This window comes from Pseudolysinimonas sp. (assembly GCF_049651805.1).
GTDB lineage: Bacteria > Actinomycetota > Actinomycetes > Actinomycetales > Microbacteriaceae > Pseudolysinimonas_A.
On sequence record NZ_JBASCU010000012.1, the window covers coordinates 36,441 to 58,399 of the forward strand.

Sequence of the window (21,959 nt, forward strand, 5' to 3'; positions counted from 1 at the left end):
CGCCCCAGGTGCGACGCCTCAGAAGTGGCGGTAGCGTTCCGGCGCGATGTCCCACGGGTCTTTGCCGAGCAGTTCGGCGACGGCGCGGAAGACGCAGCTCTCGATGAGCGACCGGCGGTGCCACTCGTCGTCCTTGTGCAGGTGGGCGAGGCGCTCGATCGGCACGCGGTAGAGCACGACGATGCGGCGTGACGCGTCGATGCGCCAGCGGTCGACTCCGAGCTTCGACGGCTCGCCCGGGGGAACCGTGGCGACCTCGAAGCGCACCTTCGCCATCTCGTCGGGCCAGAGGTCGCGCAGGTACTCGGCGGCCGATGCGATGCAGCTGTCGAAGAAGTCGAGACGGGTGCGCAGGCGGCGCAGCTGCGGGCCCGTCACCGACGAGCGGATGCCGCGGCCGTGCCGGTCGCGGGAGGTGGAGCGCACGCTGGTGCGTCCGACGCTGCGCCGCCCGATCCTCGCCATGCGCCCCAGTTTAGGCGGCGTGCCAGACCGCTGGTGGGGGCGGGCGGGTTTAGCCTGACTCGAACAGCGAAAGGGGCATGGTGAGGGGACGACCGTGCAGCAAGGTGGCGTGCGGCGAGGATGCCGTTGCCACGCTCACTTACGACTACGCGGATGCGATGGCGGTGCTGGGCCCGCTGAGCTACCGCCCCGAGCCGCACAGCTACGACCTGTGCCCCCGGCATTCCGAACGGCTGTCGGTGCCGCAGGGCTGGCAGGTCGTGCGGCACGCGGTCGTCGAGGAACTCGGCGCCTGACCCGGTAACACACGCTGAGGCCTGGGATGATGGGGTCATGACTGTCACCACGCGCCTCCCGTTCAAGGTCGCCGACCTCTCGCTCGCCGAGGCAGGGCGCCACCAGATCCGGCTCGCCGAGCACGAGATGCCCGGCCTCATGGCCCTGCGCGAGGAGTTCGGCCCGTCGCAGCCGCTGAAGGGTGCGCGCATCGCGGGGTCGTTGCACATGACGGTGCAGACCGCGGTGCTCATCGAGACCCTCGTCGCCCTCGGCGCGCAGGTGCGCTGGGTGTCGTGCAACATCTTCTCCACGCAGGATGACGCCGCTGCCGCTGTCGCCGTCGGCCCGACCGGCACCGTGGACGCCCCGGCCGGCATCCCGGTGTTCGCCTGGAAGGGCGAGACGCTCGAGGAGTACTGGTGGGCGACCGAGCAGCTCTTCGACTGGTCGGCGGAAGGCTTCGACGGCCCGAACATGATCCTCGATGACGGCGGCGACGCGACGCTGCTCGTGCACAAGGGCCGCGAGTTCGAACTCGCCGGCGCCGTGCCCGATGCGGCTCCCGGCGACCCGCACGAGTGGACCGTGATCCTCGACACGCTGCGCCGCTCGCTGGCCGCGAGCCCCGACCGCTGGCAGAAGGTGGCGGCCGGCATCCTCGGCGTCACCGAAGAGACCACGACCGGGGTGCACCGCCTCTACGAACTGCATGCGGCGGGTGGGTTGCTCTTCCCCGCGATCAACGTCAACGACTCGGTCACCAAGTCGAAGTTCGACAACAAGTACGGCATCCGCCACTCGCTGCCCGACGGCATCAACCGGGCGACCGACGTGCTCATCGGCGGCAAGGTCGTGTTCGTCGCCGGCTACGGGGATGTCGGCAAGGGCTCCGCCGAGGCGCTGCGCGGCCAGGGTGCCCGCGTGATCGTGAGCGAGATCGACCCGATCAACGCGCTGCAGGCGGCGATGGACGGCTTCCAGGTCGCGCGCCTCGAGAGCGTGCTGGATGTGGCGGACATCTTCGTCACCACGACCGGCAACAAGGATGTCATCACCGTCGAGCACCTCCAGGGGATGAAGCATCAGGCGATCGTCGCCAACGTCGGGCACTTCGACAACGAGATCGACATGGCCGGACTCGAGGCGCTGCCGGGGGCCGAGAAGGTCGAGATCAAGCCGCAGGTGCACGAGTGGCGCCTGCCCAACGGCCGCAGCATCCTCGTTCTCTCCGAAGGTCGCCTGATGAATCTCGGCAACGCGACCGGCCACCCGTCGTTCGTGATGAGCAACTCGTTCAGCAACCAGGTGCTCGCCCAGCTCGAGTTGTTCACGAAGACCGCCGAGTACCCGATCGGCGTCTACGTGCTGCCGAAGGTGCTCGACGAGAAGGTCGCCCGTCTGCACCTCGCCGCCCTCGGGGTGGAACTCACCGAGCTCACCCCCGCGCAGGCCGCCTACATCGGTGTGCCCGTCGCCGGCCCCTACAAGGTCGACCACTACCGGTACTGACCGGCGCCGCCCCCGACTCGTCGGTCGAGTAGCCGGGAAGCGGCGTGTCGAGACCCGGCGGCTCCATCCGCGAGTTTTCGCGCTGATCGGTCCTCCATCCGCGCGAAAAGTCGCGGATGGAGGGGTGATCGGTTCGGGTCACCCCACGGGTGAGTCGTCGCGCAGCGGGAAATCGTGCGGGGTGCCGCGCAGGGCGGGTTGCAGCGTGGTGAGGCGTTCGCGCTCCAGGCGCAGCGCCACGGCCTCGCGTTCTCGCCGCACGACGGTGATGCCGGCGAGGAACAGCTCCGCCGACACGGGCGGGAGCGGGGCGACGAACTCCTGCGCCTCGACCGCCAGTTCCTCCGCGAGGCGGGCACGCCGCCCGGCGTCGTACTGCGGCGCCTGTGCCAGGAACTGCCCGATGCGCCGCGACAGCTGCGTCGGCATCCTCGCCACATCGACGATGCGGGCCCACTCGGCGAGCTCGCGGGGGATGCCGAAGAGCGGAAGCACCGTGCCCGACACCCGCTCGTACTGGCAGTAGGTGCCGGCGGCGAGATCGCCGAGGCGCTGGGTGCGCGGGGTGAGCAGGCCGCACAGCGCGGCGGCACCTCCCAGGGTCACGTAGAACTCGAATACGCCGAGCAGGGCGCGGATGGCGGCGTGGCGCAGGTTGATCGACCCGCCGTCGAGACGCACGATGCGGCCGCCGACCGCCAGTTTGCCGAGCGACTTGCCCTTCGTGATCGTCTCGACCGTCATCGGGATGCCGACAAGACCGACGACGATGGTCACGATGGTGAGGGCGGCCTGCACGGCCGGTTCGGTGCCGAGCATCGTCAGGGTGATCGCCAGCGCCGACAGCAGCATCAACGTGACGACGACGGTCGCGATGACGTCGATGAGGGCGCCGAGTGCCCGCAACACGAACCCGGTGGGGTGCAAGTCGAGGCTGACCGCCTCGCCGGTGAGGGTCCCCTCCTCGCCCGGGGCGTGGTCGTCGATCCACTCGGAGTCGGGGTCGGCCACCATGCGGATATCCTTCCAGTGCATGGACCTCGACGCCTACTCAGCCGCGCACCGCGCGGAGTGGGATCGGCTCGCGGTTCTCGCCGGTCAGCGCAAGCTCAGCGGGCGGGATGCCGACGAGCTGATCGACCTGTACCAGTCGGCATCCGCTCACCTCGCCGAGATCAAGGCCACCGTCGGCGAGACCGTACAGGGCGACCACATCTCGCTCGCCCTCGCGAAGGCGCGCGTGCGGTTCACCGGGGCACCGACCAACCCGTTGCGGCAACTCACCATCTTCTTCGCCAACCAGCTTCCGGCGGCGCTCTACCGCATCCGCTGGTCATCGCTCGTCGTGACGGTGCTCTTCGCCGCCATCGCGACGGCGTTCGGCGTGTGGTTCACCGTCAACCCCGAACTGCTCGAGCTGCTCGGGCCGGAGGATTATCGCCGCGAGTACGCGGAGCAGGAGTTCGTCGCCTACTACTCGGAGAGCTCCGAGGGCGGATTCGCGGGGCAGGTGTGGACGAACAACGCCTGGCTGACGGCGCAGTGCATCATGTTCGGCATCACCGGGATCTTTCCGGTCTACCTGTTGTTCGTCAACGCGCAGGGAATCGGCATCTCGGCGGCGATCATGAACGAGTTCGACCGGCTCGACCAGTTCTTCCTCTACATCTCGCCGCACGGGCAGCTCGAGCTCTACTCGATCTTCGTCGCCGGAGCCGCCGGGCTGCTTATCTTCTGGTCATGGGTCGCCCCCGGAGCCCGAACGCGGCGGCAGGCGCTCGCCGAGGACGGCCGCGCGTTCTTCACGATCGTCGTCGGCCTGGTGTTGTCGCTCTTGGTGTCGGGTGTCATCGAAGGTTTCGTGACGCGGCAGGACTGGCCGTGGCCGCTCAAGACCGGCATCGGCACCGTGGCCTTGGCGGCGTTCCTGGTCTACCAGTGGGTTGCCGGTCGCCGGGCCGCGCGGGCGGGCGAAACCGGCGACGTGCTCGAGTTCGACGCCGGCGCGAAGGAGATCGTCGCGGGTTGAGGAGCGCCGCCCGATGGGCGCCGCGTCTCGAAACCAGGTACGGGCAACTGTGGTTTCGAGACGCGTCCGGCTGGGCCGGGCGCTCCTCAACCCGCGGAGGGCGAGTTACTTCTTGCCGAAGAGGGGCTTCCAAGTCAGGCCGGCGATGAGGGCACCGACGATCGGGGCGACGAAGAATGCCCAAACCTGGGTGAGCGGCTCGACCCCGCCGAAGACGGCGGTCGCGAGCGAACGCGCCGGGTTGAGCGACGCGTTGTCGAGCGGGATCGCAATGAAGTGGAACAGCGCGAGCGCGAGGCCGATCACGAGCGGGGCGAAGCCGGCCGTCGTCGAGCCCTCGGCGGTGACGCTCAGGATGATCCATAGGAACACCGCGGTGATGACGACCTCGAGGATGAGCACCGTCACGAGCGGCGCGAAGCCGTTGTCGTAGCCGTTCGACACTCCGGCGAACAGGTCGCCCGTTGGGGCGCCCGCACTCAGCACGATGAAGAAGTGGATGAGCGTCGCGATGAGGCCACCGACGATCTGCGCGGCCGCATAGGGCAGCACGTCGCGCCACGGCATCCGGCCCGCCGCGGCGACGCCGATCGAGACGGCCGGGTTGAAGTGCCCGCCCGAGATGTGACCGACGGCGTACGCGCCCCCGAGCACGGCGATGCCGACCGCGAGGCCGACGACGAGAGGCTTGGCCTCGCCGCCGTAGTTGAGCGCCACGCCGATGACGCCGAAGACGAGGAGGAAGGTTCCGAAGGTCTCGGCGACGAGACGACGGAGGTACGAGGGAGCGCTGGTTTCTGCCATACCGAAAAGGTATCGCTGCCGAGGGCCCGCGTGTTTACAGGCGCCCGGCGGCCTTGAGTGCGAGATACCGGTCGGCGAGGGCGGGGGGCAGGTCGGCGGGCGGGGCGGTGACGACCTCGGCGCCGACCTGGCCGATCGCGGTGGCGACCCGGGCGACGTCGAGCAGGGCGCGTTCGGCGGATGCCGCCCGGTAGACCTCGTCAGAGCTGCCGCGCGTGCGGGTGGCGGCCACGACGCCCGGGTCGGTCACCGCCGCGACGACGACACTGTGCCGCTTCGTGAGGGTCGGCAGCATCGCGAGCAGCGGCCTCGAACCGCCCGGGGTGTCGATCGAGGTGAGGATGACGACGAGCGCCTTCTGCGTCGTGACGCTGCGCACGAGTTCGGGGATCGCGTGCCAGTCGCCTTCGAGCAGCTCGGGTTCGATCGGGGCGAGCACGTCGACCATCCGCGCGAGCAGGTCGGCGCCGGTCGCGCCTTGCACGCGCCCGCGCACGACGCGGTCGTGCACGATCATGTCGACCCGGTCGCCCGCGCGGGTGGCGAGCGCGGCGAGCAGCAGGGATGCCTCGAACGCCGTGTCGAGGCGCGGCTCGTCGGCGATACGGGCGGCCGAGGTGCGCGACGAGTCGATGACGATGACGACGCGGCGGTCGCGCTCGGGGCGCCAGGTGCGCACGACGAGTTTCACGCCGCCGCCGGCGGGGTCGCGGCGCCGCGCCGTGGCCCGCCAATCGAGCGAGCGCACATCGTCGCCGCGCACGTACTCGCGCAGCGAGTCGAACTCGGTGCCCTGACCGCGCACCATCACCGAGGTGCGGCCGTCGAGTTCGCGCAGGCGGGCGAGCCGCGAGGGCAGGTGCTTGCGGGCGTTGAACGGCGGCAGCACGCGCACGCTCCCCGGCACCGGGATGCTCGCCTGCCGGGCGACCATCCGAAGCGGCCCGAACGACCGCACCGTCACGTGGGCGGCGCGGCGTTCCCCCCGGCGCACGGGGTGCAGGCCGAACGTCAGCGCGACCGCCTCGCCGGCTGCCACCGAGATCCGCTGCCGAGCGGGGCGGATGCCGGCGGACGGCTCCCAGGCATCCCGGATCGTGCCGTGCACGGCACGACGACCCGGGTTGGCGACGGCCAGCCGGGCCGCCCCGCTCTCGCCGAGCCTCAGCCGACGCGGCAGATCACGCGCGAACTCCAGCGCTCGCGGCGAGCCGGCGAGCACCAGATCGACCGTGACGACGGCGGCGAGCACGACGCCCCACAGCACGAGCCCGGGCACGCCCTGCAACAGCACGACGGGCACGGCACCCACCGCGACGAGCAGCACGAACCACCCCGAGACGGCCACGATCAGGTACCCATCAAATCGGCACCTGCACCTGCTGGATCACCGAACGCAGCACCGTATCGGGCGCGACACCCTCGAGTTCGGCTTCGGTGCGCAATTGGATGCGGTGGCGCAGCACCGGCACGGCCATCGTCTGGATGTGGTCGGGCGTCACCCCCGTCGAGCCGGAGAGCCACGCCCACGCCCGTGCCGCAGCGAGCAGCGCCGTCGTGCCGCGCGGCGACACCCCGAGCTTGACCGAGGGCGACATGCGGGTGCCGCGCGCGAGGTCGACCGCGTAGCCGAGCACATCGGGGCTCACCGTCACCGTGCGCACGTCGGCCTGCGCCGCGGCGAGCGTCGCGGCGTCGAGCACGGGCGTCAGACCGGCGGCGGCCAGGTCGCGCGGGTTGAAGCCTTCGGCGTGACGCCGCAGCACCTCGAGTTCGACCTCACGCTCGGGCAGGTCGAGCACCAGCTTCAGCAGGAACCGGTCGAGCTGGGCCTCGGGCAGCGTGTAGGTGCCCTCGTACTCGATCGGGTTCATCGTCGCGGCGACCAGGAACGGCTCGGGCAGCTTGCGGGTGACGCCGTCGGCCGAGACCTGGCGCTCCTCCATCGCCTCCAACAGCGCTGCCTGCGTCTTCGGGGGTGTGCGGTTGATCTCGTCGGCGAGCAGGATGTTGGTGAACACCGGCCCTTCGCGAAACTCGAACTCGCCCGACTTGGGGTCGTAGACCGCCGAGCCGGTGATGTCGCCGGGCATGAGGTCGGGGGTGAACTGGATGCGCTTGGTGTCGAGGCGCATCGCCGCGCTGAGCGAGCGCACCAGCAGGGTCTTCGCGACACCCGGCACGCCCTCGAGCAGCACGTGGCCGCCGGCGAGCAGCGCGATGATGAGCCCGGTCACCGCGCCGTCCTGCCCGACGACCGCCTTTCCGACCTCGGTGCGGACGGTGGCGAGCGAGGCGCGGAGGGATTCCGTCGTGTCGGTCATGTGAGCCATTCTCTCGATGCGGGAGGGGTGTGGTGGTCAGCGTCCGCGCGCGATGCGGGTGAGCTCGGCTTCGAGCAGCAGAAGGTCGTCGGAGAGCTGCACGAGATCGCCGTCGTTGCCGGGGGTGCGCTCGACCAGCAGAGCGGACAGCTCGTCCCGGCTGCGTCCGGTGAGCGCGGCGACCGCGTCGATGACCTCGTCGAGTGTCGCGCGTCGCGGCAGCCCGCACAGCTTCGCCAGTCGGGCGAGCGCGCCGATGCGCAGCGAGTCGAGCGCATGTTCTCGTGATGCGGCGCGTTCGTACAGGCGAGCCCGGCCCTCCATCGTCTCGTTGGCGCGCACCACGACGGGCAACCGCTCGGTGACGAGCGGGCCGAGCCGGCGCCCGCGCCAGATCGCTGCGGCGAGGCCGAAGAGCACCACCAGCAGGATGAGCGGGGTCACCCAGGGCGGAGTGAGGCTCACCGCGGTGGGGATCTCGCCCGAGTCGAGATCGCTGAGATCCGGTCGGTACCAGATCAGCGTCTCGCGCGCGCCGAGCAGGTTGAGCGCGAACGCGGCGTTGCCGGCATCCAGAATCCGGCTGTTGGTGAACGCCTGCGAGATGCCGACGATCGTCACCTCGACGCCCGCGGTGCGGGTGTTCGCGACGGCGTAGAGGCCGTCGTCGGTTTCGAAGCAGCCGGTGACGTTGGCGTCGGCGTCGCTGATGTCGTACCGGTAGGGGGCGCCCGAGACCGACCCGGCCTTCTCGGCGGCCGGGAGGTCGCAGTCGGCGCGGAAAGTGTCGCCGAAGCCGTCGCTGTCGTAGATCACGCCGGGGGCGAAGTCATCCAATTCGGTGTCGACCGCATCCAGCACGACGATGCGGTCGGCGACGTCGAACAGCTCCCGATGCTGATCCTGGCCGAGCACCAGGTAGGCGTCGTAAAGCACCAGCGTCGTGGCCGCCGGGTCGCTGTCGACAGCGCGCACTTCGGCGAGCGTCGTCGCGGGCTCGACGTCGACGCCCTGATCGCGCAACACGTTGACGACGGCACGTGACCCGTCGGGGCTGCCGGAGGTGGGGGAGAGGAAGTCGATCTCGCGCTCGCGCGGGCGAGTCACCGCGTAGACGAGGACGGCGACGAGCACGAAGACCAGGCCGATCGCGATCCCGATGAACACGCCGCGCCCGAGCCGGCGGGGAGGCGCCGACCGCGGCGGTGCCGGGGGTGCGACGACGCTCATCGGGTCGGCTCCGTCCGTGCAGCGTCGTCGGCCGCGTCGGCCCCGTCGAGCCCGTCGAGCGCGTCGGTCGCCCGCACCCGCGGCCGGCGGGCCGCCCGCAGCTCGGCGTCGAGCGTCGACATCCGCTGCCACTGCTCGAGAGTGCCGACCCCACCGAGGTAGCGGAGGTCGTCGAACACCACGGCGGCCTCTGCCAGTCGATCGGCGGTCGGCGGGAACACCAGGCCGGTGCGCCGGGAGAAGTCGCGGGCGGTCGTGCCCGGGAAAGTGACCACGATTCCCCGCTCGGCGAGATCTCGAGCCAACGAGCGGAACAGTTCGATGACCGCCGACGTGTAGTCGCCGGCATCCGCCGCCTGCTGTGCCGTCGTACGCAGCTCCGCCGCCGAGCGGTCGTCGTCTTCACCGAAGAGGTCGCCCGTCACCTTGCTGCGTTTGCGCAACCGCGGCAGGCCGAAGATCACGAACGACACGATGAGGATTGCCGCGATGAGGAGGATGAGCACGACGATGCCGACCGCCTGGCCGGTCTGGAATCCGGGCGTCGGGGCTTCGGGCGCGCCGGCGCCGGCGAGCAGCCGTTCGAGCCAGTCGAGGAAGTCCTGCCACCACCCCGGCGGTTCGGGCGGTTGGTACGGCTCGTCGCCGCGGCCCAATTCCTCCTCGAGCCACCGGCGCGCCTGCTCGTCGTCGGGGTCGACCGGAACGTCGCGGATCATCCGGCTCCGCCGCTCGGGAACGGATCGGCGACAGCGATGCCCCGCTGACGTTCATCGACGTAGCGCGCGAGCGCGAGGTCGAGACCCTCGACGCGCATCCGCTGGTCGAGGTAGAGCAGCGCTGCCGACACCGACTGCATGACCAACCCGAACGCCCCGATGACAGCGGTCACCGCGGTGAGGACGACGGTGCGGGCGGCGAGATAGATCTCGGTCTGCTCGTTCGTGGCACCGGTCGGGAAGATGAGTCCGACCCCGAGGTCGAGCGCCCAGCTCACGGGCTGGGTGAGGATGCCGGCGGCGACGCCGACGACGACCCAGGTGAGCAGGTGCACGCCGAACAGCCGCCACCCCGCGCGGCGGGTGAGACGCCAGGAGCGGGCGACAGCAGCGGCGATCCCGAGCCCCTCGATCGCGATGACGTGACCGGTGAATCCCATTCGAGCCGCCAGGTAGCCGCCTCCCAGCAGCAGGCCGACTCCCTCGAGGAACGCGACGGCGAACGCGAAGCCGACGCCAGCCGACGACCCCACCGCGAGCGCGATCGGCCACAGCGACGCCACCGTCAGCAGCGCGGCCACGACGACGAACACGATCGCCGACCACCCGATGAGCGGCCCGGTGCGACCCGTGAGGCGCCATCGCAGCCCGCGGAACGACACCCGTTCGGCCAGCACGGCGCGCGAGGCGGCGACGACGACGGCGCCCGCGAGCAGGGCGTTCGCGGTGAGAGCGAGCACGAGGGGCACGAATCCCGCGACCGCCCCCAGGACCGTGAGCAGGTTCTGGGCGAGCACGAAGTCTTGGTAATACGCGGCGTCGAGGGCGGCCAGCGGGCCCACCGTGAGCGCCCAGCCGACGAATGCGGCGAGGGTCGTCGTCGCGAGGCTGATGACCAGCGCGGGGCCGAGCGTCGTGCGCGGCGCGCGCCGCTGGAGGCGGAACGGGGCGCCGAGGATCACGCCGAGGGGGATCGGGCGCAGGGGCACGAGCCCGCGTTTCGGCGGCGGCGTCCACCCGAGCCGGCGTTGCAGCGGTTGCTCGCGGGAGCCGGTCGCCAGGGGCGGTGGCACCGCGGGGGCCGACCACGCTGCTGCGACGGCAGGCGTGCCGGTGGATCCGCTGTCGCTCACTCGAGCCCTTTCCCTGTCACGGACTGACAGTCATGTTCTCACGCGCTCGACTACTCTGGTGCCCACGATGAACGCACGCATCCTCGTGGTCGACGACGACACCGCCATCTCGGAGATGATCGGCATCGTGCTGCGCGCCGAAGGCTATGAGCCGTCATTCGCCGCCGACGGCGCCGCGGCACTAGAGTCGTTCCGCGCGACCAACCCCGACCTCGTGCTGCTCGACCTCATGCTGCCCGGCATCGACGGCATCGAGGTGTGCGAACGCATCCGCGTCGAGAGCGGTGTGCCGATCATCATGCTCACCGCGAAAGGCGAGACGACGGATGTCGTGCGCGGCTTGGAGAGCGGCGCCGACGACTACGTCGTGAAGCCCTTCGATCCCAAAGAGCTGGTGGCGCGCATCCGCACGCGACTGCGACCGACGCCCGCGACCGACAGCGACACCGTCGCGATCGGCGACCTCGTCATCGATGTCGCCGGCCACGAGGTGCGCCGCGGCAGCACGAAGATCGGCCTGACGCCGCTCGAGTTCCAATTGCTGTTGGCGCTCGCCCTGAAGCCGCAGCAGGTGTTCACCCGCGAAATGCTGCTCGAGCAGGTGTGGGGCTACCACTACAAGGCCGACACCCGGCTGGTGAACGTGCACGTGCAGCGCCTGCGCGCGAAGGTCGAACACGACCCCGAAGACCCCCGGATCGTCACGACCGTGCGCGGCGTCGGGTACCGCGCGGGCGCGGTCTCCTGACCCGGGTTCGCCTGGCGACCGACGATGCGATTCGACTGGCGGATCTACGTCGCTCGGGCCGTGCGACTCTGGCGGGGGTCCCTCCAGCTGCGCACCATCGCACTCACGGTCGCGTTGTCGACTCTCGCGGTGACCGTGATCGGCGGTTACGTCGTGACGAGCGTGCGCGACAACCTGTTCGATCAGAACCGCGACCAGGTGATCGCCCAGGCGAATCGCGCGATCGCCGCCGCGCAGGAGGAGTTCACCCAGGCCAGCGACTCGGGCACGACGGATGACCTCGAGCTCGTTCAAATCTCGGCGTTCAGGTCGATCGCGGCGATCATCTCAGCGGAACCCTCGGTCGCGATTCGTCGCGCCCCGGGCCAGTCCGGTGAGGCACCGCTTGTCGACTCGCGCACCGCGAACTTCTCCTTTTCGATGGTCACCAACGCCATGCGGCTGACACTGGCCAACGCCGACGAGGACGTCGCAGCCTGGCAGCCCGTCGCGCTGACCTCCGAGAACGGTCCCGCCGACCCGGGCATCATCGTCGGATCGATGTTGCGGCTTCCGCAAGGGGAGCTCTACGAGATCTACATCGTTTACAACCTCAGACCGGTGCAGGACACTCTCGACTTCGTTCAGGGCTCCCTCGCGCTCGCCGGGTTCGCGCTCGTGCTGCTCATCGGTGCCGTCTCCTATCTCGTCGTGCGGCTCGTCATCGGACCGGTTCGGGTCGCAGCGGAGGCCAGCGAGAAGCTCGCGGCCGGCGAGCTCGAGTCGAGACTTCCCGAGGGTGGCGATGACGAGCTCGCGACCCTCGCCCGGTCGTTCAATCGGATGGCCGACAGCCTTCAGCGGCAGATCCGCCAGCTCGCCGATCTCTCCCGGCTCCAACAACGCTTCGTCTCCGACGTCTCTCATGAATTGCGTACGCCGCTGACGACCATCCGGCTCGCGAGCGACGTGCTCTACGACCAACGGGAGGCGTTTCCGGCCGCGACGGCACGCACGGCGGAACTGCTGCACGCACAGACCCAGCGCTTCGAGGTGTTGCTCGCCGATCTGCTCGAGATGAGCCGCTACGACGCGGGGGCGGTGCAACTCGAGCTCGAACCGACCAACCTCGTGCGTCTGGTGGAAGACGCCGTCGCCCAGGTGCAGCCGCTCGCCGAGGAGAAGCAGACCCCGATCCGCGTCGTCGCGCCCGGGGGCTACTTCGAGGCCGAGGTCGACGCGCGCCGCATCCGACGCGTACTTCAGAATCTGCTCGGCAATGCGATCGATCACGGCGAAGCCAGGCCGATCGATCTCTATGTGGATTCCAACTCCGACACGGTGGCGATCGCGGTGCGAGATCACGGAATCGGGATGACCGCCGAGGATCTCGGTCACGTCTTCGACCGGTTCTGGAGAGCGGATCCGTCGCGGCAGCGATCGACCGGAGGCACCGGGCTGGGGCTCGCCATCGCTCTCGAAGATGCCGCCGTTCATGGCGGGGTGCTCGAAGTGTGGTCGGAGCCGGGTGCCGGGAGTTGCTTCCGGCTCACCATTCCGCGCCGGAGGGGGGAGCCATTGGGGATCTCCCCGCTCGGCCTGCCGCCCGAGGAACTGGTCGCCGAGGTGGCACCGTGAGCGGCTCGATGCGGGCCGGCACGGCTGTCGCCCTGCTCGTCGGCGCGCTCCTGTCGGGGTGCATCGCCATTCCGACCACGGGTGGGGTGCAGACCGTGCCTCTCGATGTCGATCCCGATGAGCTCACCCCGATCGCCCAGCCGGAAAGTCCCGTCGCCGGGATGACGCAGGCCGAGATTCTGCGGGGCTTCCTGCGGGCGGGGCGGGGTCCGCAAAACGACTACTCCGTCGCGAGGGAATACCTCGCTCCGGGCGTCGACTGGAGCGGCACCGCGCAGGTGCTGATCTCGTCGACCACGATCGATCCGGTGGCGGTCGACGAGACCACGCAGACGATCTCTCTCGCCGTCACCGCCGAGGTCGACGCGACGGGACGCTACTCGGTCGAGTCGTCGCAACAGACGCTGGCGTACGGGTTCACACAAGTCGACGGCGAGTGGCGCATCTCGTCGGCTGCCGCGGGGACCGTGCTCACCCCGAACGGCTTCTCGCTCGCGTTCGACGAGTTCCCGCTCTACTTCTACGATCCATCGTTCCAGTTCCTCGTTGCGGACGCCCGCTGGTTTCCGTTGACCCGAGTGGCGAGTCGGATCGTCGCCGAGATGGTCGCCGGTCCGGCACCCTGGCTCGGATCGGGCGTGCTCTTCTCAGCGATACCGGGGGGAACGAGCGGTCAGGCGCAGTACGACGCCCCGCAAGTCACCGTCACCCTCGGCCCCGAGGTGCGGTTGGAGTCCGCTCTCGCCCAACGGCGCATCATCTGGCAGCTCGAGACGACCCTACGAGGAGCGCTCGGCAACGTGACCGACGTGTCGGTGACATCCGATGGCCTCCCGCTGGCGCCCGCTGCCGACGATGGGCGCCCGGAGTCGCAGCCGCAGGTGAGTGGAGTCTTCGGAGGCTTCGACGGGGCGATCGGAACGCTCGGCACGGACGGGGTCACCCCCATTGCCGACATCGGCGCCCGAGCCGACCAGCTGGCGCCCACCGCGGCGTCGCTCGCCAGGAATCGCGACTCGCTCGCGGTGCTCGGCGCGGGCGGCGTCAGCTTCGTCGGCCCAACGGGCGCACCCGTCCTGATCGACAGTCGAGCCGGGCTCGTCGCGCCGAGTCTCGACCCTCACGGGTATGTCTGGACAGTGCCCGCCGCGAACCCACGAGGGCTCGTCGCGACATCGCCGGACGACGGTGTGCCGCACGATGTGCCGCTCGACGTCGACGGAACGGTTGTGGCGGTCGAGGTCGCGCGGGACGGGGCCCGGTTGCTCGTCGTGCTCTCGACTCCTCAGGGGCCGCGGGTGTTCGTCGTCGGGATACTGCGGGACGCCGACTTGCTGCCGGTCGCCCTCGGGGCGCCTTTGGAGCTCGCCGCATCGGGCACGGTTCTCGGGGGAACGTGGGTCGACGCGCAGCGCGTCGCCGTGCTCGTGACCTCATCGACGGGAACCCGGGCCGAGGTGCTCGCTCTGGGCGGCCCAGGCGAGCGTTTCGACGACGCCGATGACGCGGTGCAGATCGTCGGCGGCAATGGCGTCGAGGGCATTCGGGTGCTCACCTCCGACGGCCGGGTGCTGCGCCCGAGCAGTGCCGGGGTCTGGGTCGACACGGGCCTCGTCGCGTCCTTCCTCGGAACTCAGCAGTAGCCCCCGTCCCCCAGGAGCCGCTCAGCGGCTTGCGGTTGTGCCGGCGCGTGCGATCGTGCCGGGGTGGCCACCGTGCGCGACGCGTTCGCCTACCTGTTCCCGGTGCCGTGCGCGGGCTGTGGGGCGGAGGGGCGCGCACTGTGTCGCGACTGCGCACCCCAACTCGCGGCTCGCGTCCGTGCAACCGAGCTGCCCGGGGCGGGAACCGTCACTGCCGCCCTCGACTACGAGGGAATGACACGCGCGGTGTTGCTCGGGCTGAAAGAGCAGGGACGCGGCGGCCTGGCCACGCCCCTCGCCGAGCCGTTCGCCGCCGCGGTCGCCGCGGCCCTCGTCGCGACCCCGGAAGCCGTCATCGCGGCCGTGCCGTCGACGCCTGCCGCGCGCCGCCGCCGCGGCTTCGAACCGGTGCACCTCCTCGCGAGCCGAGCCGGCATCCGCCTCACCCCGCTCTTTCTGCCGGCTCGCCCGCACGCGGTGCAGAAGGGGCTCGGCATCGCTGAGCGCGCCCGCAACCTCGACGGGGTGTTCGCTCTCGCCCGGCCGGTGGGCGGGGTCCGCGTGCTGGTGGTCGACGACGTCGTCACCACGGGGGCGACTCTCGCTGCGGCCGCGGCGGTGTTGCGAGCGGGCGGCGCGGACGTCGTCGGGGCCGCCGTTCTCGCCGCCACACCGCGTCGCGACGGGCGTTCCTCGGGAATGCTCAGCAACTCGTCGTAGTCGCAGTTTCTTTTCGACGTCTTCTCGTGACATCCATAGGGTGCGGGTCTACGGTGAGGAAACAGGCACTCGCTGGCGGGGCCTCCTGGGGTCCGGTGAGTGCCACCGAGCAAGAGGAGGACGCCCATGGACATCACCATCACCGGTCGCGGAGTCGAGATCCCGGACCGGTTCGAGGACTACGCGACCGAGAAGTCCGAGAAGGTCGCCCACCTCGCCGACAAGGCGCTCGCCCTCGAGATCCGCGTCATCCGCCACCACGAGACCGGGGGAACCACGGGCGACGATCGTGTCGAACTCACCCTCATCGGTCCCGGCCCCGTCGTGCGGGCCGAGGCATCCGCCATCGACAAGTACGCCGCCTTCGACCTCGCCTTCGACAAACTGATCGAACGCATCCGGCAGGCGAAAGACCGCAAGAAGGTGCACCGCGGCGCGCGCCGCCCGGTGTCGATCGGCGAGGCGACGAGCAACGGCCGGGTCGCCGAACTCGTGCCCGCCAGCACCGCGCTGCTCGAGGCCGTCGCCACGGGAGAGATCCCCACGCAGGTGGCCGAAGGCGAAGAGCCCGAGTGGAGCCCCGTCGTCATCCGCGAGAAGGTGTTCCCCGCCGAGCGGATGACCAAAGAGGATGCCGTCGACCACATGGAACTCGTCGGCCACGACTTCTTCCTGTTCATCGACGCCGCCACCGACAACCCGTCGGTCGTCTACCGCCGCAAGGGCTGGCACTACGGCGTCATCTCGTTGGAGGAGCAGCTGGACGAGGTGGCGAAGCGCCGCCGCCGCTAAGCCAGGGATGCGGCCAGCCTCCCAGGTGGGCCGAACGCTACGCTTGCTAGAGTTACGCGCCGGTAACGGCGGGCGCCCGTATGCCCGCCAAAGAGCACGAGTGGAGCATCCGTGGCGAACGTTCTGGAGAGAGCCCTTCGACTCGGGGAGGGCCGTGTCCTCCGGCGGCTGAAGCACTACGCGGAAGCCATCAACCACCTCGAAGAACACTTCGAAGACCTCACCGACGAGGAACTGCGCGACGAGACGCGGCAGTTCCGCGACCGGTATGCCGATGGCGAGAGCCTCGACGACCTGCTGCCGGAGGCCTTCGCCGCCATCCGCGAGGCGAGCAAGCGCACCCTCGGCCTGCGGCCGTTCGACGTGCAGCTGATGGGCGGCGCGGCCCTTCACCTGGGCAATATCGCCGAGATGAAGACCGGTGAGGGCAAAACCCTGACCGCCACGACGGCCGCCTACCTCAACGCGATCGCCAGCAAGGGCGTTCACGTCGTCACGGTGAACGACTACCTCGCGTCGTACCAGTCGGAGCTGATGGGCCGCGTGTTCCGCGCGCTCGGCATGACCACCGGCTGCATCCTCTCGGGGCAGACCCCGGCCGAGCGCCGCGAGCAATACGCCGCCGACGTCACCTACGGCACGAACAACGAGTTCGGCTTCGACTACCTGCGCGACAACATGGCCTGGCAGACGCAAGACATGGTGCAGCGCGGCCACTACTTCGCGATCGTGGATGAGGTCGACTCCATCCTCATCGACGAGGCGCGCACCCCGCTCATCATCTCCGGCCCCGCGTCGGGTGAGGCGAACCGCTGGTTCGGCGAGTTCGCAAACGTCGCCAAGCGCCTCGTCGACGGCGAGGACTACGAGGTCGACGAGAAGAAGCGCACGGTCGGCGTACTCGAGCCCGGCATCGAGAAGGTCGAGGACTACCTCGGCATCGAGAACCTCTACGAGTCGGCCAACACCCCGCTCATCTCGTTCCTCAACAACTCCCTCAAAGCCAAGGCCCTGTTCAAGAAAGACAAGGACTACGTCGTGATGAACGGCGAGGTGCTCATCGTCGACGAGCACACCGGCCGCATCCTGATGGGCCGGCGCTACAGCGAGGGCATCCACCAGGCGATCGAGGCGAAGGAGGGCGTGCAGGTCAAGGCAGAGAACCAGACTCTCGCGACCGTCACGCTGCAGAACTACTTCCGCCTGTACACCAAGCTCGCCGGCATGACCGGTACCGCCGAGACCGAGGCCGCCGAGTTCATGGCGACCTACAAGCTGGGCGTCATCCCGATCCCGACGAACAAGCCGATGGTGCGCGTCGACCAGTCCGACCTCGTCTACAAGAACGAGGCGATCAAGTTCCAGCAGGTCGTGGAAGACATCGTCGAGCGGCACCGCACGGGCCAGCCGATCCTCGTCGGCACGACGAGCGTCGAGAAGAGCGACGAGCTGTCGCGGCTGCTCGCCAAGCGCGGCATCAAGCACGAGGTGCTCAACGCGAAGAACCACGCCCGCGAAGCGGCGATCGTGGCCCAGGCGGGTCGGGTCGGCGCGGTCACCGTCGCCACCAACATGGCCGGTCGCGGTACCGACGTCATGCTCGGCGGCAACGCCGAGTTCATCGCGACGGCGCGCATGCACGAACGCGGACTCTCGCCGGTGGACACGCCGGAGGAGTACGAGGCGCAGTGGGACGAGGTCTTCGCGCAGGTGAAGCGCGAGGTCGAGGCCGAGGCGTCGAAGGTCGTGGATGCCGGCGGCCTCTACGTGCTCGGCACCGAACGCCACGAGTCCCGCCGCATCGACAACCAGCTGCGTGGTCGATCCGGTCGTCAGGGCGACCCGGGCGAGAGCCGCTTCTACCTATCGCTGCAAGACGACCTGATGCGGCTGTTCAACGCCGGCGCCGTGGAGAGCCTGCTCGGCCGCTCCGGCATCCCCGACGATGTCGCGATCGAGCACAAGTTCGTCTCGCGGGCGATCCGGTCGGCGCAGTCACAGGTCGAGAGCCGCAATGCCGAGATCCGCAAGAACGTGCTCAAGTACGACGACGTGCTCAACCGTCAGCGCGACGCGATCTATACCGACCGCCGCCGCATCCTCGAAGGCGACGATCTGCACGAGCGGGTGCAGCAGTTCCTGCAGCGCGTGCTCACCGAGATCATCGACGAGCACACCGCCGACGGCTCGAGTGACGACTGGGATCTCGAAGCCCTGTGGACCGAGCTGAAGACGCTGTACCCGGTCGGGCTCACGATCGACGAGGTGCTCAGCGAGGTCGGCAGCAAGGGCCGCCTCTCGTCGAAGCGGCTCACCGAAGAGATTCTCTCGGATGCCGAGGTCGCCTACCGCAAGCGCGAAGAGCAGCTCGGTGCCCCTGCGATGCGCGAACTCGAGCGCCGCGTCGTGCTCTCGGTGATCGACCGCAAGTGGCGCGACCACCTCTACGAGATGGACTACCTCAAGGACGGCATCGGCCTGCGCGCGATGGCGCAGCGCGACCCGCTGGTCGAATACCAGCGGGAGGGGTATGCGCTCTTCCAGAGCATGATGGGCGCCATCCGCGAGGAGGCGGTCGGGTTCCTGTTCAACCTCGAGGTGCAGGTCACCGGCGACGCGGCCGGCCAGGCGCGGATCGCGGCGCGCGGCCTCAACGCCGATCAGCCGCCGCAGCAGAACCTGTCGTACTCGGCGCCCAGTGCCGACGCGGCCGGCGAGGTGGAGGTGCGCAACCAGCGCGGGCAGGTCGAGCAGCGAGCGACGGCTTTGGCGCAGCAGCAGGCTGCGCAGCAGGCGGCGGCGTTCACCCGCCAGCCGACTCCGCAGCCTCAGCAGCCCGCAGCGCCCGCTCAGCGCGGTGCATTCGGCCAGAAGGAGGGCGGCGCACCGCAGGCACCGCCACTCAACCGTGCCCAGCGTCGAGCGCAGGAGAAGCGCCGGTAGCAGCGGATGGGTTTCGCACGCCGCAGGCGACCGCTCAGCACCGTTCTGCCGCGACACGCCGTCGTCGGTGGGCGCTGGTCGGCGTGTCGTCGCGAAGGGTGCTGAGCGGGTGTCGAGACCGTCGGGTCTCGTCAGTAAGGAGACGACAACCCGTCGAACATCGGAAAGTGCGTGACGTTGCGGGTGTAGAGCCGGGCGTCGAGCACGACGGCTGTCGCCGCGATCGCGAGGTCGGCCGAGTCGATGCCGCGGTGAGCCGGGAGCCAGCGGCGACCGAGGTCACCCGCGACCTCCGCGATCGACGCGTCGAGCGGATGCCAGGTGAACGCCTCGAAAAGAGCCCGCGTCGCACTCTCTTCGCGGGGACGCATGCCGGCCAGAACCTCCAGCCGCGTGACCTCACTCGCGTGGAGTGGCCCAGCCTTGCGAGCCTCGCGCAACGCCGATCGCGCGGCCGGCTCGCCGCGGAGCACGTCGATGAGGATCGAGGTGTCGACGAGGGTGCTCATGAAGTGGCGTCGAGCCGGCGACCCGACCGCAGCGCCTCGACGTAGGACTCACCGTCGAGGCCGTGATCGCGCCAACCCCCGAACGCTGCGTCGAGGGCTCGGAGGTCGTCGTCGGCACTTCGCTCAGACCCGTAGGTGCGGACCACAGCTTCGCGAATGAGCGCGGAAAGGGAACGACCGGTGCGGGCGGCCTCCGCGTCGAGGATGCGCCGGTCTTCGCTCGTCAGCGAAATCTGGGTGCGCTGCATGATGTAATGCTACATCACTTCATGGTGAGCGTCGCGGCCTACAACACGTGGATGGCGGTCGCTCGCCAGCGGCGATCGAGACCCTCGAGTCGCAGGGCGACCGCGCGCACCCGGGCACGCCCGCGCACGACAACGGTCGCCTCGACGATGCCATCGCGGGGTTCGCAGACGATGACCGACCCGATCGCGAAGGTCGGCCGCAACGCGGGAGCGCCCTTCGCCTGCCGCGCTCGCGACGACAGCACGACGCGCTTGAGCAGGTGCCGGTAGACGTCGTCGGTCAGCCAGCGCGCGATCTGGTCGAGCTCGCGGGCGCCGGCGAGGATCTCGATGACGCAGCGCGTGAGATTCTCGATCAGCGGCCGCGGGTCGGGTAGCGCCGTCGTGGGCGTCGGCTGGTGGTCGAAGAAGTCGTCGACCGGGAAGCGCGGCTCAAGCTGCCGTGCGGCGGTACCGTCGAACGCGGTGCCGTCGACTGCGGCGGGTGACGCCTGGGAAAGTGTCATCGGTAACTCCCTGAATCGGTTCCGGTGCTTCCCGTCCCAGCGGGATGCCCCATCCGACCACGCCCGCGAGGGGTCGTAAATGGGAACTACCTCCCTGTGGATAACTGTCCGCCGCGACGACCAGCGGTGGATAACGTCGCGCCGTGCGCTGGCAGAACCTGTTCGACGACCTCGAGAGTCAACTCGAGACCGAACTGGGGGCCGAGCAGGTCGACCTGCTCGCCGAGGAGGAGCGGCTGCGCCTGGGGCGCCTGAGTCTGCGCGACCGCATCCGCGCCCTGCACGAGAACGGTGCGTCCCCTCTCGGGCTGACCCTGCGCAGTGGCGACCGCGTCGCGCTCACCCTCGCGGCGATCGGGCGCGACTGGCTCGCGGGCGAGCTGGATGCCGGCATCCAGCGGTCGGCGATCGTGCCGTTTGCGGCGCTCGCGACGGTCGACCCCGCCCGGGGACAACTCGTCGCGAGTCTGCGTGCCGACAGCACCCCCGAGCCGCCGACCGCCCTGTCAGCCCGCCTCGGGCTCGCGTTCGTGTTGCGCGACCTTTGCCGCCGCCGGGCCGCGGTTGAGGTGCACGTCGGTTCCGAGCGGCTCCACGGCACGATCGACCGGGTCGCGCGTGATCACCTCGACCTTGCCGAGCACGCGCCGGGCGAGCCGCGACGCACGGCGGCGGTGGCCCGTATGCGCATCGTGGCGTTCGCGGGGCTCGACCTGGTGCGGTTTTAGAGCTCTACCGCTCGACGAACAGCTCGGCGACGTCGGCGTACTCGGCCTGCTGCCACAGCGCGCGGCGGCGGTTCTCTTCGTACTTGCCGTCGATGTAGGCCTGCAGCACGGTGCGCTCGACCCGCCAGTGGCCGTTGCCCCCGATCTTGATCGCCGGGAGTTCGCCCGAACGCACGAGTGCGTACGCCTGACTGACTGAGACGGCGAGCACCTCGGCGGTCTCGGCGAGCGTGAAGAAGCGCGCGAGTCCGCCGGTGTCGGAGTGCGTCATGGTCTGATTATCGACCCAGCGTCTGCCCGCGAACCGGCGCGGCACCGGGCTGTGGAGAACTTCCGCATCCGGTTTCCGCAAGCGTGAGCATGGGTGCCGACCCCGCGCCGACCAGGAGGAACCGATGACCGACCCAAGTCCGAGGGTGCGACGCCGCGTCGCGTTCGACGTGCGACTCGTGTTGGGCTTGGCGCTCGTCGCCGCCTCCGTTCTCGCGGTGACCGTGCTGGTGGGCGCCGCCGACACTCGGGTCGCCGTCTACGCCGCGGCCGAGTCGCTGGCCCCCGGCGACCGCGTTGGCCCGGCAGATCTGGTCGAGCGCAGCGTCTCGCTCGATGGAGCCGAAGAGCTCTACCTGTTGGTCGAGGCGACCCCCGCCGACGGGTTCGTCGCCACCCAGCCGGTCGCGGCGGGCCAGCTCGTCCCGCTGTCGGCCGCCGGGTCGCACGACGGCGTGCGGGCGACCTCGCTCGTGCTGCAGCTCGCCGGGCCGGTGAGCACGGTCGTCGAGACCGGAAGTCTCGTGGATGTCTGGGGCACCGCGTCGCTCGAACAGGGCGAGTTCGGCACCCCGGTGGTGCTCGCCTCGCAGGCAACGGTCGTGCGGGTTCTCGAAGACGACACCCTGATCGCGGGCACGAGCGGTGCCGCCTCCACCGTCGAGGTGCTCGTGCCGCGCACCCGCGTCGCGCGCCTGCTGCAGGCGATCGCGAACGGCGACGCGCTCGCCGCGGTGCCGGCG

At 69.9% G+C, this 21,959-nt stretch carries 23 protein-coding genes; 11 read left to right on the plus strand and 12 right to left on the minus strand.

Going from position 1 to position 21,959, the window contains the following annotated elements; all coding sequences use genetic code 11:
• Window positions 1-18 precede the first annotated feature (18 nt).
• The gene (locus tag WBL06_RS02255; protein WP_424454351.1) at window positions 19-465 is read right to left on the minus strand and encodes a metallopeptidase family protein; all 447 of its coding nucleotides are present in this window, start codon (window positions 463-465) and stop codon (window positions 19-21) included.
• 77 nt (window positions 466-542) lie between these two features.
• Between WBL06_RS02255 and WBL06_RS02260 the strand changes: the two genes are divergently transcribed.
• Both WBL06_RS02260 and ahcY read left to right on the plus strand, forming a co-directional pair.
• Entirely contained in the window at window positions 543-761 is a 219-nt protein-coding gene (locus WBL06_RS02260; protein ID WP_424454352.1) for a DUF3499 family protein, read from the plus strand.
• Between the two features lie 37 nt (window positions 762-798).
• On the plus strand, window positions 799-2,253 hold the full coding sequence (gene ahcY, locus WBL06_RS02265) for an adenosylhomocysteinase (protein WP_424454353.1): 1,455 nt from the start codon (window positions 799-801) through the stop codon (window positions 2,251-2,253).
• Between the two features lie 138 nt (window positions 2,254-2,391).
• Here ahcY and WBL06_RS02270 read toward each other — a convergent pair whose 3' ends face one another.
• A complete protein-coding gene (locus WBL06_RS02270) occupies window positions 2,392-3,288 on the minus strand; it encodes an RDD family protein (RefSeq protein WP_424454354.1) in 897 nt (298 codons plus the stop codon).
• Between WBL06_RS02270 and WBL06_RS02275 the strand changes: the two genes are divergently transcribed.
• The gene (locus WBL06_RS02275) at window positions 3,287-4,282 is read left to right on the plus strand and encodes a stage II sporulation protein M (RefSeq protein ID WP_424454355.1); all 996 of its coding nucleotides are present in this window, start codon (window positions 3,287-3,289) and stop codon (window positions 4,280-4,282) included. The two genes, WBL06_RS02270 and WBL06_RS02275, sit on opposite strands and share 2 nt — an antisense overlap.
• A gap of 105 nt (window positions 4,283-4,387) precedes the next feature.
• On the opposite strand, the gene WBL06_RS02280 is transcribed toward WBL06_RS02275, so the two are convergent.
• Genes WBL06_RS02280 through WBL06_RS02305 form a run of 6 tightly spaced genes read right to left on the minus strand, consistent with a single transcriptional unit; the run spans window position 4,388 to window position 10,492 of the window.
• Window positions 4,388-5,086, minus strand: a complete 699-nt coding sequence (locus tag WBL06_RS02280) for an aquaporin (RefSeq protein ID WP_424454356.1) — start codon at window positions 5,084-5,086, stop codon at window positions 4,388-4,390.
• A gap of 34 nt (window positions 5,087-5,120) precedes the next feature.
• Complete coding sequence (locus tag WBL06_RS02285) at window positions 5,121-6,434, minus strand: DUF58 domain-containing protein (RefSeq protein WP_424454357.1); 1,314 nt, start codon at window positions 6,432-6,434, stop codon at window positions 5,121-5,123.
• A 13-nt stretch (window positions 6,435-6,447) separates the two neighbouring features.
• A complete protein-coding gene (locus tag WBL06_RS02290; RefSeq protein ID WP_424454358.1) occupies window positions 6,448-7,410 on the minus strand; it encodes an AAA family ATPase in 963 nt (320 codons plus the stop codon).
• A 36-nt stretch (window positions 7,411-7,446) separates the two neighbouring features.
• A complete protein-coding gene (locus WBL06_RS02295) occupies window positions 7,447-8,640 on the minus strand; it encodes a DUF4350 domain-containing protein (RefSeq protein ID WP_424454359.1) in 1,194 nt (397 codons plus the stop codon).
• Window positions 8,637-9,359 (minus strand): DUF4129 domain-containing protein, encoded by a 723-nt coding sequence (locus tag WBL06_RS02300; protein WP_424454360.1) that lies wholly within the window; start codon window positions 9,357-9,359, stop codon window positions 8,637-8,639. Before WBL06_RS02300 ends, WBL06_RS02295 begins: the two co-directional genes overlap by 4 nt.
• Window positions 9,356-10,492 carry a hypothetical protein gene (locus WBL06_RS02305; RefSeq protein ID WP_424454361.1) on the minus strand — a complete coding sequence of 379 codons (1,137 nt, stop codon included), beginning with the start codon at window positions 10,490-10,492 and terminating at the stop codon, window positions 9,356-9,358. The genes WBL06_RS02300 and WBL06_RS02305 overlap by 4 nt, the downstream gene beginning before the upstream one ends.
• Window positions 10,493-10,559: 67 nt before the next feature.
• Between WBL06_RS02305 and mtrA the strand changes: the two genes are divergently transcribed.
• The 6 genes from mtrA (at window position 10,560) to secA (ending at window position 18,955) form a co-directional block, all read left to right on the plus strand.
• Window positions 10,560-11,240, plus strand: coding sequence for an MtrAB system response regulator MtrA (gene mtrA / locus WBL06_RS02310; RefSeq protein WP_424454373.1), 681 nt, complete (start codon window positions 10,560-10,562; stop codon window positions 11,238-11,240).
• 24 nt (window positions 11,241-11,264) lie between these two features.
• Window positions 11,265-12,857: an MtrAB system histidine kinase MtrB gene (gene mtrB / locus WBL06_RS02315; protein ID WP_424454362.1), complete on the plus strand. Its 1,593-nt coding sequence runs from the start codon at window positions 11,265-11,267 to the stop codon at window positions 12,855-12,857.
• The gene (locus tag WBL06_RS02320; protein WP_424454363.1) at window positions 12,854-14,500 is read left to right on the plus strand and encodes an LpqB family beta-propeller domain-containing protein; all 1,647 of its coding nucleotides are present in this window, start codon (window positions 12,854-12,856) and stop codon (window positions 14,498-14,500) included. Before mtrB ends, WBL06_RS02320 begins: the two co-directional genes overlap by 4 nt.
• 63 nt (window positions 14,501-14,563) lie before the next feature.
• On the plus strand, window positions 14,564-15,220 hold the full coding sequence (locus WBL06_RS02325) for a ComF family protein (RefSeq protein ID WP_424454364.1): 657 nt from the start codon (window positions 14,564-14,566) through the stop codon (window positions 15,218-15,220).
• A gap of 126 nt (window positions 15,221-15,346) precedes the next feature.
• On the plus strand, window positions 15,347-16,012 hold the full coding sequence (hpf, locus tag WBL06_RS02330) for a ribosome hibernation-promoting factor, HPF/YfiA family (RefSeq protein WP_424454365.1): 666 nt from the start codon (window positions 15,347-15,349) through the stop codon (window positions 16,010-16,012).
• Between the two features lie 111 nt (window positions 16,013-16,123).
• Complete coding sequence (gene secA / locus WBL06_RS02335; RefSeq protein ID WP_424454366.1) at window positions 16,124-18,955, plus strand: preprotein translocase subunit SecA; 2,832 nt, start codon at window positions 16,124-16,126, stop codon at window positions 18,953-18,955.
• Between the two features lie 131 nt (window positions 18,956-19,086).
• Here the strand turns inward: secA and WBL06_RS02340 are convergent, their stop codons facing one another.
• From WBL06_RS02340 to WBL06_RS02350, 3 genes are read right to left on the minus strand one after another with little or no spacing between them, the layout of a single operon-like run.
• Window positions 19,087-19,464, minus strand: coding sequence for a type II toxin-antitoxin system VapC family toxin (locus tag WBL06_RS02340; RefSeq protein ID WP_424454367.1), 378 nt, complete (start codon window positions 19,462-19,464; stop codon window positions 19,087-19,089).
• A complete protein-coding gene (locus tag WBL06_RS02345; protein ID WP_424454368.1) occupies window positions 19,461-19,712 on the minus strand; it encodes a ribbon-helix-helix protein, CopG family in 252 nt (83 codons plus the stop codon). Before WBL06_RS02345 ends, WBL06_RS02340 begins: the two co-directional genes overlap by 4 nt.
• 38 nt (window positions 19,713-19,750) lie before the next feature.
• Window positions 19,751-20,218: an Rv3235 family protein gene (locus tag WBL06_RS02350; RefSeq protein ID WP_424454369.1), complete on the minus strand. Its 468-nt coding sequence runs from the start codon at window positions 20,216-20,218 to the stop codon at window positions 19,751-19,753.
• A gap of 143 nt (window positions 20,219-20,361) precedes the next feature.
• Between WBL06_RS02350 and WBL06_RS02355 the strand changes: the two genes are divergently transcribed.
• Entirely contained in the window at window positions 20,362-20,946 is a 585-nt protein-coding gene (locus WBL06_RS02355) for a hypothetical protein (protein WP_424454370.1), read from the plus strand.
• Window positions 20,947-20,950: 4 nt separating this feature from the next.
• On the opposite strand, the gene WBL06_RS02360 is transcribed toward WBL06_RS02355, so the two are convergent.
• Complete coding sequence (locus tag WBL06_RS02360; protein ID WP_424454371.1) at window positions 20,951-21,217, minus strand: helix-turn-helix domain-containing protein; 267 nt, start codon at window positions 21,215-21,217, stop codon at window positions 20,951-20,953.
• 124 nt (window positions 21,218-21,341) lie between these two features.
• Between WBL06_RS02360 and WBL06_RS02365 the strand changes: the two genes are divergently transcribed.
• Window positions 21,342-21,959 (plus strand): SAF domain-containing protein (locus WBL06_RS02365; protein ID WP_424454372.1); only part of this gene is annotated, 618 nt, incomplete at its 3' end.

Coding starts and splice junctions, on each gene's coding strand:
- WBL06_RS02255 (WP_424454351.1), bottom strand. CDS start 465: ATGGCGAGGATCGGGCGGCGCAGCGTCGGACGCACCAGCGTGCGCTCC.
- WBL06_RS02260 (WP_424454352.1), top strand. CDS start 543: ATGGTGAGGGGACGACCGTGCAGCAAGGTGGCGTGCGGCGAGGATGCC.
- ahcY (WP_424454353.1), top strand. CDS start 799: ATGACTGTCACCACGCGCCTCCCGTTCAAGGTCGCCGACCTCTCGCTC.
- WBL06_RS02275 (WP_424454355.1), top strand. CDS start 3,287: ATGGACCTCGACGCCTACTCAGCCGCGCACCGCGCGGAGTGGGATCGG.
- WBL06_RS02270 (WP_424454354.1), bottom strand. CDS start 3,288: ATGCACTGGAAGGATATCCGCATGGTGGCCGACCCCGACTCCGAGTGG.
- WBL06_RS02280 (WP_424454356.1), bottom strand. CDS start 5,086: ATGGCAGAAACCAGCGCTCCCTCGTACCTCCGTCGTCTCGTCGCCGAG.
- WBL06_RS02290 (WP_424454358.1), bottom strand. CDS start 7,410: ATGACCGACACGACGGAATCCCTCCGCGCCTCGCTCGCCACCGTCCGC.
- WBL06_RS02295 (WP_424454359.1), bottom strand. CDS start 8,640: ATGAGCGTCGTCGCACCCCCGGCACCGCCGCGGTCGGCGCCTCCCCGC.
- WBL06_RS02300 (WP_424454360.1), bottom strand. CDS start 9,359: ATGATCCGCGACGTTCCGGTCGACCCCGACGACGAGCAGGCGCGCCGG.
- mtrA (WP_424454373.1), top strand. CDS start 10,560: ATGAACGCACGCATCCTCGTGGTCGACGACGACACCGCCATCTCGGAG.
- mtrB (WP_424454362.1), top strand. CDS start 11,265: ATGCGATTCGACTGGCGGATCTACGTCGCTCGGGCCGTGCGACTCTGG.
- hpf (WP_424454365.1), top strand. CDS start 15,347: ATGGACATCACCATCACCGGTCGCGGAGTCGAGATCCCGGACCGGTTC.
- WBL06_RS02340 (WP_424454367.1), bottom strand. CDS start 19,464: ATGAGCACCCTCGTCGACACCTCGATCCTCATCGACGTGCTCCGCGGC.
- WBL06_RS02345 (WP_424454368.1), bottom strand. CDS start 19,712: ATGCAGCGCACCCAGATTTCGCTGACGAGCGAAGACCGGCGCATCCTC.
- WBL06_RS02350 (WP_424454369.1), bottom strand. CDS start 20,218: ATGACACTTTCCCAGGCGTCACCCGCCGCAGTCGACGGCACCGCGTTC.
- WBL06_RS02360 (WP_424454371.1), bottom strand. CDS start 21,217: ATGACGCACTCCGACACCGGCGGACTCGCGCGCTTCTTCACGCTCGCC.